Origin of the sequence: Rhodanobacter sp. MP7CTX1, from assembly GCF_014205795.1 — a bacterium.
Classification (GTDB): domain Bacteria; phylum Pseudomonadota; class Gammaproteobacteria; order Xanthomonadales; family Rhodanobacteraceae; genus Rhodanobacter.
The window spans coordinates 1-16771 of record NZ_JACHCN010000023.1 but is presented as its reverse complement, the minus strand read 5'-3'; the positions used below and the strand labels follow the sequence as shown (position 1 = coordinate 16771).

The following is a 16771-nucleotide window of genomic DNA, read 5'->3' as shown; positions in this document are numbered from 1 at the left end:
GCAGGTCCCAGGGTGCAGTGCGCAGGGCCGGGCCGGTTCCGGCCGCCCCGGTGCTAACATCATCAGCAGTCTTCCGCCATGGCGGGCGACGTCCCCTCCCTAAAAAAATGCATCCGATGTCCCTCCCCGAAGATCTGCGCCTCGCCGCACTCGAATATCACCGCCTGCCGCGTCCCGGCAAGATCAAGGTCACCCCGACCACATCGCTGCTGACCCAGCGCGATCTGTCGCTGGCCTATTCGCCCGGCGTGGCCGCGGCCTGCGACGCGATCGTCGATGATCCGGGCTCGGCGGCCGAGTACACCGCGCGCGCCAACCTGGTCGCGGTGATCACCAACGGCACCGCCGTGCTGGGCCTGGGCAACATCGGGCCGCTGGCGGCCAAGCCGGTGATGGAAGGCAAGGGTGTGTTGTTCCAGAAATTCGCCGGCATCGACGTCTTCGACATCGAGATCGACGAGAACGATCCGGACAAGCTGGTCGACATCATCGCCAGCCTCGAGCCGACCTTTGGCGGCATCAACCTGGAAGACATCAAGGCGCCGGAATGCTTCATCGTCGAGCGCAAGCTGCGCGAGCGGATGAAGATCCCGGTATTCCACGACGACCAGCACGGCACCGCGATCATCGTGGGGGCGGCCTTGTTGAACGCACTGGAAGTGATCGGCAAGAAGATCGGGGACGTGAAGCTGTCCACCGCTGGCGCGGGTGCGGCCGGCATCGCCTGCCTCGACATGCTGGTGGCGCTCGGCGTGAAGCCGGAACACATCCTCGCCTATGACCGCGAGGGCGTGCTGTACACCGGTCGCGACCATCTGGATCCGGACAAGCAGCGTTACGCGCGCGACACGACCAAGCGCACGCTGGCCGAGATCGTCGAGGGCACGGACATCTTCCTCGGCCTGTCCGCCGGCGGCGTGCTGAAGCCGGAGATGGTCGCCACGATGGCGGACAAACCGATCATCCTTGCGCTGGCCAACCCCAGTCCGGAGATCACGCCCGAAGACGCGAAAAAGGTGCGGCCCGACTGCATCATCGCGACCGGTCGCTCGGACTATCCGAACCAGGTCAACAACGCGTTGTGCTTCCCGTACATCTTTCGTGGTGCGCTGGACGTCGGTGCCACTGTCATCAACGAATCGATGAAACTTGCCTGCGTGCGCGCGATCGCTGGACTGGCGCGGATGGAGGCTGGCGATCTCGCCGGTGCCTACGGTGGCGACGTGCCGACCTTTGGGGTCGACTACCTGATTCCGCGTCCGTTCGACCCGCGCCTGCTGGTGATGCTGGCGCCGGCCGTGGCGCAGGCGGCGATGGATTCCGGTGTGGCCACGCGCCCGATCATCGACATGGAGGCGTACAAAGAGAAGCTCGGCCAGTTCATCTATCGCACCGGCTTTCTGATGAAACCCGTGTACGAGCGCGCGCGTACCGATCGCAAGCGCGTGGTTTACGCCGAGGGTGAAGAGGAGACCGTACTGCGTGCCGTGCAGACCGTGATCGACGAAAAGCTGGCGTTCCCGATCCTGGTCGGTCGTCCCGACGTGATCGAGGCGCGCATCGAGCGGCTTTCTCTGCGCATGCGTGCCGGCGTCGATTTCGAGCTGACCAACATCAACGACGACCCGCGCTTCAACGACTACTGGCAGCAGTACCACGCGCTGACCGAGCGCCGCGGCGTATCGCCGGCGGCGGCAAAGAACCTGTTGCGTTCGCGGCCGACGTTGATCTCGGCAATGATGGTCGCGCGCGGCGAGGCGGATGGGATGATCTGTGGCCTGGTCGGTCGCTATCACAAGAAGCTCGGCTATCTGCGCAGCGTGTTCGGGCTTGATCCGGGCGTGCAGTGCACCTCGGCCATGACCGGCGTGATCAACGACAAGGGTGCCTGGTTTTTCCTCGATACCCACGTGCAGTGCGATCCCACCGCCGAACAAATCGCCGAGGCGACGCTGCAAGCCAGCTATCGCCTGAAGCTGTTCGGCATCGAGCCGAAGGTGGCGTTGCTGTCGCACTCCAACTACGGCAGCCATGACAATCCCAGCGCAGCGAAAATGCGCAAGGTCTACCAGCTGATCAAGGCCAGCATGCCGAAGCTGGAGATCGACGGCGAGATGCAGGCCGATACCGCGTGGGACGAAGCCTTGCGTCTGCGCATGTTCCCCCATACCACGTTGAGTGGTCGCGCCAACCTGTACGTGCTGCCGAATCTCGATGCCGCCAATATCACCTACAACATGGTGCGGGTGATGACCGACGGCGTGGCGATCGGGCCGATCCTGATGGGGCTGGACAAGCCGGCCCACATTCTTACGCCGGCATCTTCCGCACGTCGCGTGGTGAACATGACCGCCATCGTTGCCGTGGATGCGCAGATTCGGGCCGCGGCCAACCGCCAGCAGCGCTGATCCAGGAGTCTGCAACGGTTGAGCCAGCTCATCCGTTGCAGACAGTCAGCGTATCCGCCGCCTTCAAGGATGGGCGTGTGGCATCGCGAACCTCTCCAGGCGGCCTGGCATGGAGTGGTCCGTTACACGGACTCAGGTCGTTTACACGTCATGGCCATGCGCCAGCGCATGGCTGCGAATTGGCAGCCAAGTGGCCCAGCGGCTAGACTTGGACGTTGATCCCGCCGCAATCCCCGGCGGCGGGTACCCCCTCAAGCTTGGCGCTGCAACGGCGCTGCGGAGACTAGTCATGGATCAGCTCGACGATATCCTCAACCAGGACATCGACCCCACCGAAACCCGGGAGTGGATGGACTCGCTCGATGCGGTGATCCATCACGACGGCACCGAACGTGCGCACTTCCTGCTCGAGCGGATGGTCGACTCCACGCGCCGTGCCGGCGGCTACCTGCCGTTCGATCCGACGACCGAGTACATCAACACCATTGCGCCCGGCAACGAGGCGAAAATGCCCGGCGATGCCGCGATGGAATGGCGTATCCGCACGCTGATCCGCTGGAACGCGATGGCGATGGTGGTGCGTGCGAACCGCAAGCCGGGCGAACTGGGCGGGCATATCGCCAGCTTCGCTTCGTCGGCCACGCTGTACGACGTCGGCTTCAATCATTTCTGGCGCGCGCCGAGTGCCGATCATCCGGGTGATCTGGTCTTTCATCAGGGTCATTCCAGCCCCGGTATCTACGCGCGCTCATTCCTCGAGGGTCGCCTGGCGGAGGATCAGCTCGATCTGTTCCGCATGGAAGTGGTCGGGAAGGGTCGTGCGCTGTCGTCGTATCCGCATCCGTGGCTGATGCCGGATTACTGGCAGGTGCCGACGGTGTCGATGGGCCTGGGTCCGATCCAGGCGATCTATCAGGCACAGTTCTTCAAGTATCTGGAACACCGCGGCCTGGTGCCCAAGAGCGACCGCAAGATCTGGTGCTTCCTGGGCGACGGCGAAACCGACGAGCCGGAGTCGCTCGGCGCGATCTCGTTGGCCGGGCGCGAAGGGCTGGACAACCTGATCTTCGTGATCAACTGCAACCTGCAGCGACTCGACGGGCCGGTACGCGGCAACGGCAAGATCATCCAGGAGCTGGAAGGTCAGTTCCGCGGTGCCGGCTGGAACGCGATCAAGCTGGTCTGGGGCAGCTATTGGGATCCGCTGCTGGCGCGCGACACCAAGGGCGTGCTGCGCAAGCTGATGATGGAAACCGTCGACGGCGAATACCAGGCCTACAAGGCGTTTGGCGGCGCGTATACGCGCGAGCATTTCTTCGGCAAGTACCCGGAGACGCGCGAGATGGTCGCCAACCTCAGCGACGATGACATCTGGCGCCTCAACCGCGGTGGTCATGATCCGCACAAGGTCTATGCGGCGTATCACGCGGCGTCGAATACCAAGGGCATGCCGACGGTGATCCTGGCCAAGACAGTGAAGGGCTACGGCATGGGCGCGGCGGGTGAATCGCAGAACCCGACTCATCAGCAGAAGAAGCTGGATGAAGAGGCGGTGCGTCACTTCCGCGACCGTTTCCAGATCCCGATCAGTGACGACAAGCTGAAGGACGTGCCGTACTACAACCCCGGCAAGGACTCGCCGGAAGTGCAGTACATGCTCGATCGCCGCAATGCACTCGGTGGCTTCCTGCCGCAGCGTCGTCGCAAGGCCGACGCGAAGCTCAAGACGCCGGATCTCGCGGCGTTCGAGCAGATCACCAAGGGCACCGGCGAACGCGAGATCTCCACCACGATGGCGCTGGTGCGCGGCATGAACCTGTTGCTGCGCGACAAGCAGCTGAGCGAGCGCGTGGTGCCGATCGTTGCCGATGAGGCACGCACGTTCGGCATGGAAGGCATGTTCCGACAGATCGGCATCTATGCGCCGTTCGGCCAGAAGTACAAGCCGCAGGATTCCGATCAGTTGCTGTACTACCGCGAAGACCAGAAGGGTCAGGTACTGCAGCAGGGCATCAGTGAGGCCGGTGGCATGGCGTCGTGGATGGCCGCCGCGACCAGCTATTCGACCAGCAACCAGGCGATGCTGCCGTTCTTCATCTACTACTCGATGTTTGGTTTCCAGCGCATCGGCGACCTGTGCTGGGCGGCTGGCGACATGCGTTCGCGCGGCTTCCTGATCGGCGGTACGGCAGGTCGCACCACGCTCAATGGCGAAGGCCTGCAGCACGAGGACGGCCATTCGCACCTGATGTCCGGCGCGATCCCGAACGTGAAGTCGTATGACCCGACGTTCTCTTACGAGGTCGCGGTGATCCTGCAGGACGGCACGCGCCGGATGATGCAGGAGCAGGAGGACATCTACTACTACATCACCGTGATGAACGAGAACTACAGCCATCCCGACCTGCCTGTTGGCAGCGAGGAAGGCATCATCAAGGGCATGTATCTGTTCAAGGATGGCGGCAAACCGAAGAAGGGCGAGACGCGCGTGCAGCTGCTCGGTTCAGGCACGATCCTGCGCGAGGTGATCGCCGCGGCCGAACTGCTGGAGAAGGACTTCGGCGTGAATGCCGACATCTGGTCGGTGCCCAGCTTCATCGAGTTGCGTCGCGACGGTTTCGACGCCGAGCGCTGGAACCGGCTGCACCCCGAAGCCGAGCCACGCGTGCCGTACGTCACCGGTCTGCTCGATGGCCGGCAGGGTCCGGCCATCGCCGCGACAGACTACGTGCGCGAGTACGCCGACCAGATCCGCGCCTTCATGCCCGACAGCATGCGCTACACCGTGCTGGGCACGGATGGCTACGGGCGTTCGGATACACGCGCGCATTTGCGTGGATTCTTCGAGGTCGACCGTTACTGGATCGCCCATGCCGCGCTGGCTGCACTGGCGAAGGACGGCAAGGTCAATGCCAAGGACGTCAGCCGGGCGATCAAGGAATACAAGCTCGATCCGGACAAGCCGAGCCCGCAGGCTGTGTGAGTCACCCGTACTGCCCAGGAAAACCCGCCCATTGGCGGGTTTTCTCTTGATGGAGAGGGCGTTCGGATGGCTTGCCTTGGCGTGCTTGCCGGCGATATGCGGGATGCCCAACGTCTTGAACGGGAAAAGTAAGCCTCCCTTCATCGCGTTCATGGCAGTCTCGGGGGGGTGGCGTCAGCCGGATATCGATGCCTATGCCGCTCTGCCAGCGATCATGTCGCCGGTGGGCTGCGGTCGCATCCGTGCTTGTCGCCGATATCTCCGACAGGGGCAACTGAGCACTTGAAGGATGGTGACTATGAACAAGACTATCCGCATGAGCGTAATCACGGCCGCTGCCATAGCCGTGTTGTTATTGGCCGGCTGTCAATGTCCGTGCACCGTGGTCAGGCCAGTCGTGATGGCGCCACCGCCGGCACCGCCCAGAGTGGTAGAGACCACGCATGAGACCCTGTCTGCCGATGCGTTGTTCGCTTTCGGCAAATCCGACATACGCAGCTTGACCGACCGTGGCCGCAATCAACTGGATCAATTGGTAACGCGGCTGCGTGACGTAAGGAGGATCCACTCGGTGAGCCTGATCGGTTATACCGATCGCATCGGTGACCGGGCTTACAACGACGACCTCTCGCTGAAGCGTGCCAATGCGGTGCGCGACTATCTGGTCAGCCATGGCGTGGACGGCAGCCTGATCAGCACTGAAGGTCGTGGCGAGTCTGATCCGCTGGTCAATTGCCCGCAGCTCACCGGTCAGCGACTGCATGACTGCCTTGCGCCGAACCGGCGCGTGCAAGTGGACATCGCAGCGGTCAGGTAAGTGCGCATCTCGGAAGCCACAACGAAGGGTCGGATGTATTCATTCGACCCTTCGTGATTCATGCGCTGCAGGTTGCGGACCTTATTCCTCGTCGTCGCTACGGAATACGCGGCGCAGCAGCAGGAACGCGCCAATGGTGCCGGCCACAATCGCCACGGTGGCGGTCGGATGGCGGCTCACCTGACGGCGCAGGCGTCGATAGTGGTAGTTCGCTTCATCGGCAAGATCTTCGGCCGCATTCGTGAGCCGCTGACCGTAGTCACTGCCCTGCTTGCCGAAACGTCCACCGATGCGGCGACCACGCTCGAACAGATTTTGTGCGCGGCTGGCAGCACTATCGGCGTACTGACGCGCGCGCTCACCGACCTGGTCGCCGGCGTCACGGATCTGGCGTTCGATATCACGGTTACGCATCGGTCTTCTCCATGGCGTTTGAGACAGCAGACTGCCAGTGGCGTCGTGAGCAGAGCGTAGACGTGGCCGCTGATGCGGCTATCCGTTCAGCATGTGGCGGAATTCAGTCGCCGAGGCTGTATTCGCCACCCGACTGCAGCGCGCGCTGATACGCCGGTCGCGCATGAATGCGTTGCAGGAACGCCCACAGCCGTGGCCGGCCCGCATCCAGGCCGCCGCGGGCCGCAAACGCCTCCACCGGAAAGCTCAGCTGGATGTCGGCTGCGCTGAACTCGTTGCCGGCGAACCACGCGCTCTTGCCAAGCTCGCCTTCCAGATAGTCCAGATGCAGCTTCAATTGTGGATCGACAAAACTTTGCAGCACCTTGTGCGCAATTCCCTTGGCGATCGGTTTGACGAAGAACGGCGCCGGCGCCGTCTCGACCCGGCGAAACACCAACTTCAGCAACAGCGGAGGCATCGCCGAGCCTTCGGCATAGTGCAGCCAGTAATTGCAGCGCAGCCGCTCCGGTGTGCCTGACGGTGGCAGCAGACGCCCCTGGCCATAGCGCTCGGCGAGGTATTCGATGATCGCGCCGGATTCGGCCAGGGTAACCTCGCCATCGGTGATCACCGGCGACTTGCCCAGCGGATGGATCTGGCGCAATTCCGGTGGCGCGAGCATGGTTTTCGGATCGCGCTGGTAGCGCTTGATCTCATAAGGCACGCCGAGTTCTTCCAGCAGCCACAGGATGCGCTGCGAGCGCGAGTTGTTCAGATGGTGAACGGTGATCATGTGGTGCTCCAATGGATGCAGCGTGCGAAAAACCTGTGGGAGCGACTTCAGTCGCGATTGTTTGAAGCGGCCAATTGGTGCATCGCGACTGAAGTCGCTCCCACAAGAGCTCGCCACCATGGCCACGCGTTGGTCGATCAGTAAATTTCTCCGACGCAACAGCGCAGGCTACCACCGGCTTTTTCGATCTCGCTCAGTTCCACCGCGCCGACCGCAAATCCATAGCCGGCCAGCGCCTCGTGCTGTTCGCTGGTCAGTGCAGCAACCGCGGTCGCGCTCATCCATACACGATCGTCCGATAGAGCGATCGCGTTGGCGATGAAGGCCCGCTTCTGTGCAGGCGTCAGCCAGATCGCTCGATCGCCATAGGCGGTGGCAATGGCCCTGGGCACGGCCGGGTCGCGGAAGCCGTCGGCGGCGATGATCAGGGCGCGACTAGCCAGCAACGTCAGCACCACGTTGGTGTGATATTCCGACTCGGCCAGTTCGAAGCAGAACGTCAGGCGCAGGCCAAACGCCTTGTGCATCGCGTGCGCGCCGGCCATATCGCAGCGTTCGCTGAGGCCGCAATAACCGACGCCACGCGCGCGGTCGATGATCATCGAGCCAGTCAGTTCGGCGACAAGGTCATCGCAGCCGGACAAGTCGATCTCGTCGTAACCCAGCACCTCGCCGAAGAAGTCGCGGATGTCGGCGCGCTCCGCCTCGCGCTGACGCACCGCATGACGCATGCGGCCAACGATAAAGCGGCCCGGTGCCGTGGCGAACACGTTGTTCGGGAACACCGCATCAGGCGTCGCCGGATTTCCGGGGAACGTGATCACCGGACAATCCGCTCGCAGTGCCTGCGCCAGCACGCTGTGTTGCGCCAGCGCCTTGAGCGGGTCAATCGTGACGTTCATGTCCATATACCGGTTGTCGCGCGCCGATTCCGCCGCCAGCGTGAATTCGGACGGTGCCACCAGAAACGCCGCGCGCGCAGTGGCGGCAGCATCCGGCAAAGGCGCCAGCGCGTTGTAGGCTTCCAGGAACTCGGTGGGCGAAGTGGTAATCACGTTACGGCTCCGAACATCAGGACAGGGCAGATGATCTTCGTGCCCGCCATGCTAAACCCCACCATCCTAAACAATATCCGGCGCCGCCTCACTGGGCGCAGTGGCCTGGACATACAGCTGCTGACGGCGACGCAGGCCGGGAAACATCGCCATCCACAGCCCGACCACCAGCAGCGTGCCGATGCCACCGAGCACGGTGGCGTGCACCGCACCGAGCCACGCGGCCAGCATGCCTGACTCGAACTCGCCAAGCTGGTTCGAGGTATTGATGAAGATGGCGTTGACGGCACTGACCCGCCCGCGCATATCGTCCGGTGTATCGAGCTGCACCAGCGAACTGCGGATCACCATACTGACCATGTCGAAGGCTCCCAGCGCGAACAGTGCCAGCAACGACAACCACAGCGTGGTGGATAGCGCGAACACCAAGGTGGCGACGCCGAACCCGGCCACCGCCGCAAACATGATCGGGCCGACCCGTCGCTGCAGGTTATGTCGTGCAAGCCACAGCGACATCATCAGTGCGCCTACCGCCGGTGCGGCGCGCAACAGACCTAATCCCCACGGCCCGGTATGCAGGATGTCCTTCGCGAAGATCGGCAGCAGCGCGGTGGCGCCGCCCAGCAACACGGCAAACAGATCCAGCGAGATCACGCCAAGCACGTCCTTGCGCACGCGGATGAAGTGCACGCCGGCGAACAGTATCTTCAACGTGGCTGGTTCGCGTTTCGGCGGCGCCTGCTCGTAGCGCAACTGGCTCATCAACGTGGCAGCTATCAAATACAGCACAGCGGCCACCACGTAGACCACGCCCGGTCCAGCCACGTAGAGCAAGCCACCCAGGGCCGGGCCCATGATCATCGCCGCCTGTCCTGCCGACGCATTCACTGCCATCGCGCGCGGCAGGATCGCCGCGGGCACGAGCGCCGGCAGCATGGATTGCAGCGCGGGAAACTCAAATGCCTTCGCCACACCGAGCGCGAACACCAGCGCGAGGATGCCGAGTTCGTGGATGTGCCGAGTCAGGGTCAACGCGGCAAGCACGACGATCGCGAACCATTCGATGACCTGTCCGATCAGCACGATCCGCCGCCGCTCGAACTGATCCGCCACATGCCCGGCCGGCAGCGCCAGCAGCACCGACGGTACAAATTGCACCAAGCCGATCAGGCCCAGATCGAACGCGCGACCAGTGATCGAGTAGATCTGCCAGCCCACGGCCACCGACAGCATCTGAAAACCAAAGCCCGAGGCGATGCGCGCGAACCAGAACGCGACGAAGGCACGGTGTCGGAACAGCGAATCAGCCGGTGACGTGGTGGATGGCGACATCGGGCGTCCTCGCGTGGGCTGGCATTATCGGGCCGTGGACGCATCCGGCAAAGTGCCGCTGGACGCGTCTGCCATGCGGCCCCGCACGCCTGGGGAAGTGCCGTCCCTGAAATCCGCGAGGTTGCGCAAAGCAGTCGGCTCGTTCCACTCTAGGCCTCTGTTCTCCAGCGAGTGCCTTGCCGATGAAACCGTCACTCCAACGTGGCTCCCTTGCCCTGCTGTGCGCTGCCTGGCTGCTTGCCGGTTGCTCGCCGCAGGGCGGTCAGCCGGCAGCGTCAGGGGCGCCGCCGCAGCAGCAGGCGCAGGATGCGGATGCCGCCAGGAAGCTCGATACCTACCAGCAGTTGCTACGCATCAAGAACGACGAAATGGCCGTGACGGAGGGCCACGACATTCTCGACCACTATCCGAACAGCGCGGCGGCGAAGGAAGTGCAACAGAGCCTGCCTGCCATCGAGCAGCGCTGGAAAGAAAACAGCGAGAAGAGCCGTCTGGCGTCGATGTGGCTGTACCAGGTGTCGCCGATGGCCGGCGGCACGCAGTCCACCGCCACCATCACGCCAACCACTGGCGATCGGGTGCAACTGATACTGCGCCGGCACACCAGTTGGGGTCAGAGCGTTTATCTGTATGGCAGTGGCCATGGTTTCGTCTGCCACGGCAACTGCGCCATGGCCGGCACGGTCGATGGCAAGCCCGTTCATATCACGGTATTCGCGCCACCCACCGGCGAGCCCGCGCTGATGGTCCGCGATGACAAGGCCTTCCTCGGGATGCTGCGCAAGGCGAAGAAGATCACCCTGGACGTGACCTTGGTGGACGGCACGCGCACAGAGACGCTGACCTATGAAGTCGGCGGCTTCGATCCGGACAAATGGGCACCCCTGCCGAAGCAGAAAAAGTCATAGCCCGGGTACACCGCCGCGCGGTCCATGCGTTGAAATGACCAAGCCCCAAAGGAGGTCGATGCCATGTCATTCATCCGTGTTGTTGTAGCGGCCACGCTCGCGGGGATGCTGGGTGCCTGCGCCAGCAGTGGACCGACTTATTCGCAACGCATGCAGCAGCGCCAGGCCGCGTATGCGGCGGCAGCCGGCGCACCCGTGCGCAGCTTCCAGTTCTTCAACCTGTGGTCGTGGGAGCCGCTGAGCAATACCGAGCTGGCTGTCTATACGAGGCCCAACCAGGCCTGGCTGGTGGATGTGGAGGACAACTGCCAGAACCTCTGGTTCACCAACACGATCGGACTCACCGCCAATGCGAGCCAGGTTCAGGTGCATTTCGACAAGGTGCTTACCGGGCGAGCCTACGTCCCGTGCATCATCATGCAGATCCGCCCGGTAGATCTGGCCCGGCTGAAGGTCGAGCAGCAGGCGCAGCGCAAGATCGATGCGGAACCGCGCCCAGCAGAGCAGCCAGTGCCAGGCCAGTCATCGGGCGGCTGAACATGCCGACCGTATCAGTGCAGAAACAATTTCTTGGCGATTCGGGCCAGCGGCTTTTGTAGTGAATTCTGCAGGCGCGCCGGCAAGTCCAGCGGTTTGAGCAGCATCTTCACCGTCATCTCGGCCGGGATGTGCCGGCGCAACAGTCCCTGCGCGCGATCGCTGATGCGCCGGAACTCAGTCTCGTTGCCCAGATGGTGCGGATAGCAAAGGTTGAACACGTGACGCAGTGCGATGTCGCTGTCTTCACGCTTGACCTCGCGCACTCGACGCAAAATCGCCCGGAATACTTTGTAGCGACCGAAACCCTCGCGTTCCCGATACACCTGGTAGTGCTGGTAGAAGTGCTTGTAGTGGCGCACTTCGTCGCTCTTGATGTGGTGGGTCAGCTGTTTCAGCACCGGTTCGTCGGTGATCTCGTTGAGTGCGCGGTACAGGCTGGCGGTGCCGGTTTCCACCACGCAACGCGCAGCCAGTTCCAGCCCCCGGGAGGGCTCCAGTTGCTCGGCCGTGCACACGGCACCGTATTCGTTCCAGAACGCCTTGAAACCGCTGTCCCAATCGAACTCGGGCCACACGGTCCTGACATAGGCGGCCAGTGCACGGCCATGTTGCAGTTCCTCGTGTTCCCAGTGTTGACTGAGCCAGATCTGCAACTCCTGATCGCCGGCGAAGTGATCGATCAGGTTCTGCGTGTAGAGGTCTGAGCCGCTCTCGACGAACGAGGAACTGCACAGCAGAAAAAACATGTCCTCGTTGTGCCGGATGCGCGACAGGTCGATGCGGTCCAGATCAAGACTGTCCAGGGTCCAAGGCAGAGGTGCGGTATAGCTCAACGTGAAGTCCTGCGTGATGTATGTTGTGCCGCGCGGCAGCGACAAGGGCAACGGCCATCGTTACAGCATACGGCCTCATGCATGCATTGGATTAACGTAGCCCGACCTAAGATCGCGGCCTGATTGCTGTGGGCGCACTAATGCGCATCGCGCATTCTCCACATTTCCCCAAGGAGCAACGCATGATTCCTACTTCCAGCTACGCCGCCCACGCTGCCCGCGCACGACTGGCGCCCTATCGCTTCGAGCGCCGTGAGCCGCGCGAACACGACCTGGTCATCGAGATCCTTTTCTGCGGCGTGTGCCATTCGGATCTGCACACCGTGCGCGATGAGTGGGGCACTGGCAATTATCCGATCGTGCCAGGCCACGAAATCGTCGGCCGGGTCACCCGGGCCGGCACCGGCGTGAGCAAGTTCAAGCCAGGCGATCTGGTTGGCGTCGGCTGCATGGTCGATTCCTGCCGCGAGTGCGCGAACTGCAAGGACGATCTCGAACAGTTCTGTTTGAAGGGCGCGACGTTCACCTATGCCGGAAAGGACCGCCAGGACGGTACGCCGACCCAGGGCGGCTATTCCACCCAGATCGTGGTGGACGAAGCGTTCGTGCTGCGCATCTCGGACAAACTCGACCCGGCCGCGGTCGCGCCGCTGCTATGCGCCGGCATCACCACCTATTCGCCGCTCAAGCACTGGAAGGTGGGCAAGGGCAGCAAGGTTGGTGTGATCGGCCTTGGTGGCCTGGGTCACATGGCACTCAAGCTGGCGCACGCATTCGGCGCACAAGTCGTGCAGTTCACCACGTCGCCGTCCAAGCGCGAGGATGCACTGCGGCTGGGTGCCGACGAAGTGGTGCTGTCGAACGATCCGGAGCAGATGAAATTGCATGCTGGCAGTTTCGACTTCATCCTCGATACCGTCTCGGCGCCGCACGATCTCAACATCTACCTGCAGATGCTCAAGCGCGATGGCACGATGACTCTGGTCGGCCTGCCCGACACGCCGCCAACCATCAACGGTGGCGCGCTGATCTTCGGCCGTCACTCACTGGCCGGCTCACTGATTGGCGGCATCGCCGAGACGCAGGAGATGCTGGATTTCTGCGCGGAGCACGGCATCGTTTCGGACATCGAAAAGATCCGCATCCAGGACATCAACGAGGCTTACGAGCGCATGCTGAAGAGCGATGTACGCTACCGCTTCGTGATCGACATGGCCTCGCTGCGAGAGTAGCCCCGAGGTACACGCCGTGGTGCGCGTTCAGCGCACCACGGTCACCGGCACGTGCGCCCGTGCCAGCACGTTGTTGGAAACCGAGCCGAGCAGCCAGCGGGCCAGCGCACCGCGTTCGGTATGACCGATCACGATATGGTCGACGCCGTGCTGCGCGATCTGACTTAGCAGAACGTCACCGGGGCTGCCATGGACCAGCTCGACATCGACCAGCTTCGCCGCATCCGGCACGATCGCAGCCAGTTCGTCCAGCAGATCCTGTGCGCGCTGGGCGCCGGAGTCGGCCATCATCAAGGCACAGGTATCGGCGCCGCCTTCGGTGACCTGCAGCACCGACACCACGCGTACGCGGCTGCTGCCGCAACGGGCCAGATCGATCGCGAACTGAAAGGCACGCCGGGAGGCATCCGAACCGTCGTAGCCAACCAGTGAGTACTTGACCATGGTTTTTCCTTTTGCTGTGTCTTGACACTAGAGCGATAGGTGCAGCGCAGCGTTCCGATCCAGGTAATGCCTCCCCACGAAGCCAGTAGATTGATCGCACTGCATTTTCGGCCAGTGTGCCCTAGTCTGCGCGGCATCTTGTTAGCGAATTATCAAGGGATACCTGGGCTGTCCGGAGCGTCCCGGGGGTGGAAAACATGAATGGACGACCGGCTTCTGCACGCCGTTATCACGCGGTTCTGCACACGCTGCGATCACCACGCGGTCCCTCCCGGGGAGTTCGACCTGCGCTGGCCACAACTTATCCCGCACGAAACAAAGGAGATTCACGATGATCAAGCGTACTTTTGGAATGGCTGCCCTGGTGCTGGCCTGCGCGTGCGCCATGACAGCGCTGCCGGTTTCCAGTGCCCACGCCGACACAGCCACTGTGAAATGCCACCTCAGGTTCAATCTTGCCGGCTGGTCGCTGATCTACAAGCATGCCGAGGGCAATGGCACCATCCGCTGTGACAACGGACAGGGCGCCAACGTCAAGATCACCGCCGTCGGTGGCGGCATTACCGCTGGCAAATATCACATCACCAACGGTACCGGCGAGATCAGCACGGTGAATGGTATTCACGACGTCTTCGGTCACTACGCGCAGGCTGGCGTCGAGGCCGGTGTGGTGAAGACCTCCAACGCGCAGGTGCTGACCAAGGGCACCACCTCGCTGGCGCTGGCCGGCACCGGCGAAGGCGTTGACCTGGGTATCTCGGTGGGTGAATTCACCATCGATCCCCGTTAAGTCGGGACGCTAGTCTCCAACGAAGGGCGCCGTATGGCGCCCTTCGCTTTTGAGCGCGTACACTGCCGCGGTTGCGTTGCGCCCTGTTACCACCTGGAGATTTCGTCATGCGTCGTCTGTCCTGTTTGCTGATGTTGACCCTGCTGTGCGGTCTCATCGCGCCAGCGTTCGCCGATAGCCCGCAGGTGGGGCAGGTGGCACCGACATACCGCCTGCAGGACCAGAACGGCCATTGGCATACGCCGGCCGATTTCCGTGGTCACTGGCTGGTGATGTACTTCTATCCCAAGGACTTCACCCCCGGCTGCACGACCGAGGTATGCACGTTCCGCGATGACATCGCGAAGCTGCGCAAGGCCGGTGCGGATGTGGTTGGCGTGAGCCTGGACAACGTGAAATCGCATGCCGACTTCGCCGCGAAATATCACGTGCCGTTCCCGTTGCTGTCCGATGCCGATGGCGCGGTAGCCACCACCTACGGCGTGCTGGCGTCGCACATGGGTATCCATTACGCCAAGCGCACCACGTTCCTGATCGACCCGCAGGGCAAGATCGCCAAGGTCTATGTGGATGTCGACCCCGAGAAAAACTCCGCCCAGGTGATGAATGACCTGGCGACGCTGAAGGCCGCTCCCTGATGGCTTTGGCAGTGCGCGGCGAACCATCGTCGGCGCGGCGTTTTGCGGTATGGGCGATGGGTCCGTGGATCCTGCTGCTGATCGCCGCGATGGGTTGCCTGCAGTATCTGCAGCATGCCGAATACGCCTACCTGGCCGCTGCGGCCGTGGTCATCGTCGTCTGTGCCGGCTGCATCCTGAGGCAGTCATGGGCGCGCTCGACCATGCGAGTGTTGGCGGTGCTGCTGGCGTTGTGGGCGCTGGTCACGGGCGTGCAGATGCTGCAGCAATGGGGTGACTTCGAGCATGCCCGACAGGCTGCGCAGGCACAGCCGCAGCTCGGCGAAGTCGCCCTGTGGATGATCGCCCGGGCGCAGCGAACCTATGAGGTCGGACTGGCGTTGAAGGCCGCTGCTATCCCTCTGCTGGTATGGCTGTCATGGCAGCTGGGGCGGCCGTCGGTAGTCGCACAGTTCCGACCGCGGCGTCGAGATTGATCTCCTGAGCGAACCATGGGGCAGGTGCATGTTTGTGGTTCGCATTGAATGGACGATTGACTTGTCTCGGCATGAACCCTTTGCGGAATGCCGGGGCTAGACTGGGCTGCAATCATGGGGGATGGGGATGAAACGTTGGCTTATGGGATTGTTCTGCCTGCTTCTTGCAGGCACTGCGCTGGCGAGCAGCCTGAAGGACGTGCGGGAACGGGTGCAGGCGAGCATGCTGGTGACCGGGTCGATCTTGGTTGCACCGGATGGCTCGGTCCGCAGTTACACCATCGATCACGCTGAAAAGCTGCCGCCGGTCGTGGCAGGGCTGATCGACAACGGTACGAAAAGCTGGATATTCACCCCCGTCCTGATTGACGGTCAACCGGTGGCCGCCAGAGCGAGCATGAGCCTGCGTGTTGTCGCCAAGCCAGACGGCAAGGACGATTACACGATAAGCGTCGCGGGCGCCCAGTTCGGTGAAGATAAAAAAGACAAGGGTGATGACAGCGAACCGGGTGAAACCATCACTTACGACACACATCCCTCACCGCACTACCCGCCATCGGCAGTGTCCGCGGGTGTGTGGGGTACGGTGTACATGCGGCTGCTCATCAACCGTCAGGGACGGGTGGAAGATGCCATTGCCGAGCAGGTCAATATGGGTGTTGTCGCCAGTGACCGGGAGCTGGACAAGTGGCGAAACGTGCTGGCCGATGCTTCGCTTCGCACGGCTAAAGGCTGGACTTTCCATATACCAACCATAGGAAGAGAGGCTACTAAAGATCACTGGGAGGCTCGAGTTCCCGTGAGTTATTCAATCGATGGGAGGACTCCGCGCGAACGCTACGGCAAGTGGGATCCCTATGTGCCAGGCCCAGAACAGGCGGTCCCATGGCAGCAGAAATCCGAAGAATCCTCGGGTGCCGCGGACGCAATTGCCGATGGCGGGCTGTATCAGATCGGCAGCGGCCTGCAACTGACCACGCCGCTCAATGGCGCATGAGTGAGACATCGAAGACCGGAAAATGCCTCGCATGTGAACTGCACCCCAGAAGTTGGACACCCGTCCAATCTCTGGGGTGTTTGTCATGGCGAAGTACGACGAGCGATTTAAGTTCAAGGTGGCCCGAGA

16 protein-coding genes are annotated in these 16771 nt (G+C 62.6%); 10 read left to right on the top strand and 6 right to left on the bottom strand.

The annotated features are described in order from the left end of the window. Positions 1–116: 116 nt before the first annotated feature. The 3 genes from HDE77_RS19235 to HDE77_RS19225 all read left to right on the top strand — a co-directional run bounded on the left by HDE77_RS19235 (position 117) and on the right by HDE77_RS19225 (position 6208). Positions 117–2408 (top strand): NADP-dependent malic enzyme, encoded by a 2292-nt coding sequence (locus HDE77_RS19235; protein WP_184419537.1) that lies wholly within the window; start codon positions 117–119, stop codon positions 2406–2408. A 289-nt stretch (positions 2409–2697) separates the two neighbouring features. Next, the gene (gene aceE / locus HDE77_RS19230) at positions 2698–5391 is read left to right on the top strand and encodes a pyruvate dehydrogenase (acetyl-transferring), homodimeric type (protein WP_184419536.1); all 2694 of its coding nucleotides are present in this window, start codon (positions 2698–2700) and stop codon (positions 5389–5391) included. A gap of 298 nt (positions 5392–5689) precedes the next feature. Continuing rightward, positions 5690–6208, top strand: a complete 519-nt coding sequence (locus HDE77_RS19225) for an OmpA family protein (protein ID WP_184419535.1) — start codon at positions 5690–5692, stop codon at positions 6206–6208. An 81-nt stretch (positions 6209–6289) separates the two neighbouring features. Here HDE77_RS19225 and HDE77_RS19220 read toward each other — a convergent pair whose 3' ends face one another. The 4 genes from HDE77_RS19220 to HDE77_RS19205 all read right to left on the bottom strand — a co-directional run bounded on the left by HDE77_RS19220 (position 6290) and on the right by HDE77_RS19205 (position 9784). After that, on the bottom strand, positions 6290–6622 hold the full coding sequence (locus HDE77_RS19220) for a hypothetical protein (RefSeq protein ID WP_184419534.1): 333 nt from the start codon (positions 6620–6622) through the stop codon (positions 6290–6292). A gap of 103 nt (positions 6623–6725) precedes the next feature. Continuing rightward, the gene (locus HDE77_RS19215; RefSeq protein ID WP_184419533.1) at positions 6726–7397 is read right to left on the bottom strand and encodes a glutathione S-transferase; all 672 of its coding nucleotides are present in this window, start codon (positions 7395–7397) and stop codon (positions 6726–6728) included. 137 nt (positions 7398–7534) lie between these two features. After that, positions 7535–8452, bottom strand: coding sequence for an arginine deiminase-related protein (locus tag HDE77_RS19210; RefSeq protein ID WP_184419532.1), 918 nt, complete (start codon positions 8450–8452; stop codon positions 7535–7537). Positions 8453–8518: 66 nt separating this feature from the next. Further along, positions 8519–9784: an MFS transporter gene (locus tag HDE77_RS19205; protein WP_184419531.1), complete on the bottom strand. Its 1266-nt coding sequence runs from the start codon at positions 9782–9784 to the stop codon at positions 8519–8521. Between the two features lie 182 nt (positions 9785–9966). Between HDE77_RS19205 and HDE77_RS19200 the strand changes: the two genes are divergently transcribed. Then, complete coding sequence (locus HDE77_RS19200; protein WP_184419530.1) at positions 9967–10692, top strand: hypothetical protein; 726 nt, start codon at positions 9967–9969, stop codon at positions 10690–10692. Between the two features lie 63 nt (positions 10693–10755). Continuing rightward, on the top strand, positions 10756–11229 hold the full coding sequence (locus tag HDE77_RS19195; RefSeq protein WP_184419529.1) for a DUF6491 family protein: 474 nt from the start codon (positions 10756–10758) through the stop codon (positions 11227–11229). Positions 11230–11243: 14 nt separating this feature from the next. On the opposite strand, the gene HDE77_RS19190 is transcribed toward HDE77_RS19195, so the two are convergent. Further along, positions 11244–12065, bottom strand: coding sequence for a ferritin-like domain-containing protein (locus HDE77_RS19190; RefSeq protein WP_184419561.1), 822 nt, complete (start codon positions 12063–12065; stop codon positions 11244–11246). Between the two features lie 182 nt (positions 12066–12247). On the opposite strand from HDE77_RS19190, the gene HDE77_RS19185 reads away from it, so the two are divergent. Continuing rightward, positions 12248–13297, top strand: coding sequence for an NAD(P)-dependent alcohol dehydrogenase (locus tag HDE77_RS19185; RefSeq protein ID WP_184419528.1), 1050 nt, complete (start codon positions 12248–12250; stop codon positions 13295–13297). Positions 13298–13324: 27 nt separating this feature from the next. Here HDE77_RS19185 and HDE77_RS19180 read toward each other — a convergent pair whose 3' ends face one another. Continuing rightward, positions 13325–13741, bottom strand: a complete 417-nt coding sequence (locus HDE77_RS19180) for a universal stress protein (protein WP_184419527.1) — start codon at positions 13739–13741, stop codon at positions 13325–13327. Between the two features lie 331 nt (positions 13742–14072). On the opposite strand from HDE77_RS19180, the gene HDE77_RS19175 reads away from it, so the two are divergent. From HDE77_RS19175 to HDE77_RS19160, 4 genes are all read left to right on the top strand, one after another. Continuing rightward, complete coding sequence (locus HDE77_RS19175) at positions 14073–14531, top strand: hypothetical protein (RefSeq protein ID WP_184419526.1); 459 nt, start codon at positions 14073–14075, stop codon at positions 14529–14531. A 107-nt stretch (positions 14532–14638) separates the two neighbouring features. After that, positions 14639–15169 (top strand): peroxiredoxin, encoded by a 531-nt coding sequence (locus tag HDE77_RS19170; RefSeq protein WP_184419525.1) that lies wholly within the window; start codon positions 14639–14641, stop codon positions 15167–15169. Beyond that, the gene (locus tag HDE77_RS19165; RefSeq protein ID WP_184419524.1) at positions 15169–15645 is read left to right on the top strand and encodes a hypothetical protein; all 477 of its coding nucleotides are present in this window, start codon (positions 15169–15171) and stop codon (positions 15643–15645) included. The genes HDE77_RS19170 and HDE77_RS19165 overlap by 1 nt, the downstream gene beginning before the upstream one ends. A 121-nt stretch (positions 15646–15766) precedes the next feature. Then, a complete protein-coding gene (locus tag HDE77_RS19160; protein ID WP_255482823.1) occupies positions 15767–16642 on the top strand; it encodes an energy transducer TonB in 876 nt (291 codons plus the stop codon). The last annotated feature ends 129 nt before the right edge of the window (positions 16643–16771 follow it).

Excerpts from the sequence above, each read along its gene's own strand:
- HDE77_RS19235 (WP_184419537.1), top strand. The coding sequence starts at position 117 with ATGTCCCTCCCCGAAGATCTGCGCCTCGCCGCACTCGAATATCACCGC.
- aceE (WP_184419536.1), top strand. The coding sequence starts at position 2,698 with ATGGATCAGCTCGACGATATCCTCAACCAGGACATCGACCCCACCGAA.
- HDE77_RS19225 (WP_184419535.1), top strand. The coding sequence starts at position 5,690 with ATGAACAAGACTATCCGCATGAGCGTAATCACGGCCGCTGCCATAGCC.
- HDE77_RS19220 (WP_184419534.1), bottom strand. The coding sequence starts at position 6,622 with ATGCGTAACCGTGATATCGAACGCCAGATCCGTGACGCCGGCGACCAG.
- HDE77_RS19215 (WP_184419533.1), bottom strand. The coding sequence starts at position 7,397 with ATGATCACCGTTCACCATCTGAACAACTCGCGCTCGCAGCGCATCCTG.
- HDE77_RS19205 (WP_184419531.1), bottom strand. The coding sequence starts at position 9,784 with ATGTCGCCATCCACCACGTCACCGGCTGATTCGCTGTTCCGACACCGT.
- HDE77_RS19200 (WP_184419530.1), top strand. The coding sequence starts at position 9,967 with ATGAAACCGTCACTCCAACGTGGCTCCCTTGCCCTGCTGTGCGCTGCC.
- HDE77_RS19195 (WP_184419529.1), top strand. The coding sequence starts at position 10,756 with ATGTCATTCATCCGTGTTGTTGTAGCGGCCACGCTCGCGGGGATGCTG.
- HDE77_RS19185 (WP_184419528.1), top strand. The coding sequence starts at position 12,248 with ATGATTCCTACTTCCAGCTACGCCGCCCACGCTGCCCGCGCACGACTG.
- HDE77_RS19180 (WP_184419527.1), bottom strand. The coding sequence starts at position 13,741 with ATGGTCAAGTACTCACTGGTTGGCTACGACGGTTCGGATGCCTCCCGG.
- HDE77_RS19175 (WP_184419526.1), top strand. The coding sequence starts at position 14,073 with ATGATCAAGCGTACTTTTGGAATGGCTGCCCTGGTGCTGGCCTGCGCG.
- HDE77_RS19170 (WP_184419525.1), top strand. The coding sequence starts at position 14,639 with ATGCGTCGTCTGTCCTGTTTGCTGATGTTGACCCTGCTGTGCGGTCTC.
- HDE77_RS19165 (WP_184419524.1), top strand. The coding sequence starts at position 15,169 with ATGGCTTTGGCAGTGCGCGGCGAACCATCGTCGGCGCGGCGTTTTGCG.
- HDE77_RS19160 (WP_255482823.1), top strand. The coding sequence starts at position 15,767 with ATGGGGATGAAACGTTGGCTTATGGGATTGTTCTGCCTGCTTCTTGCA.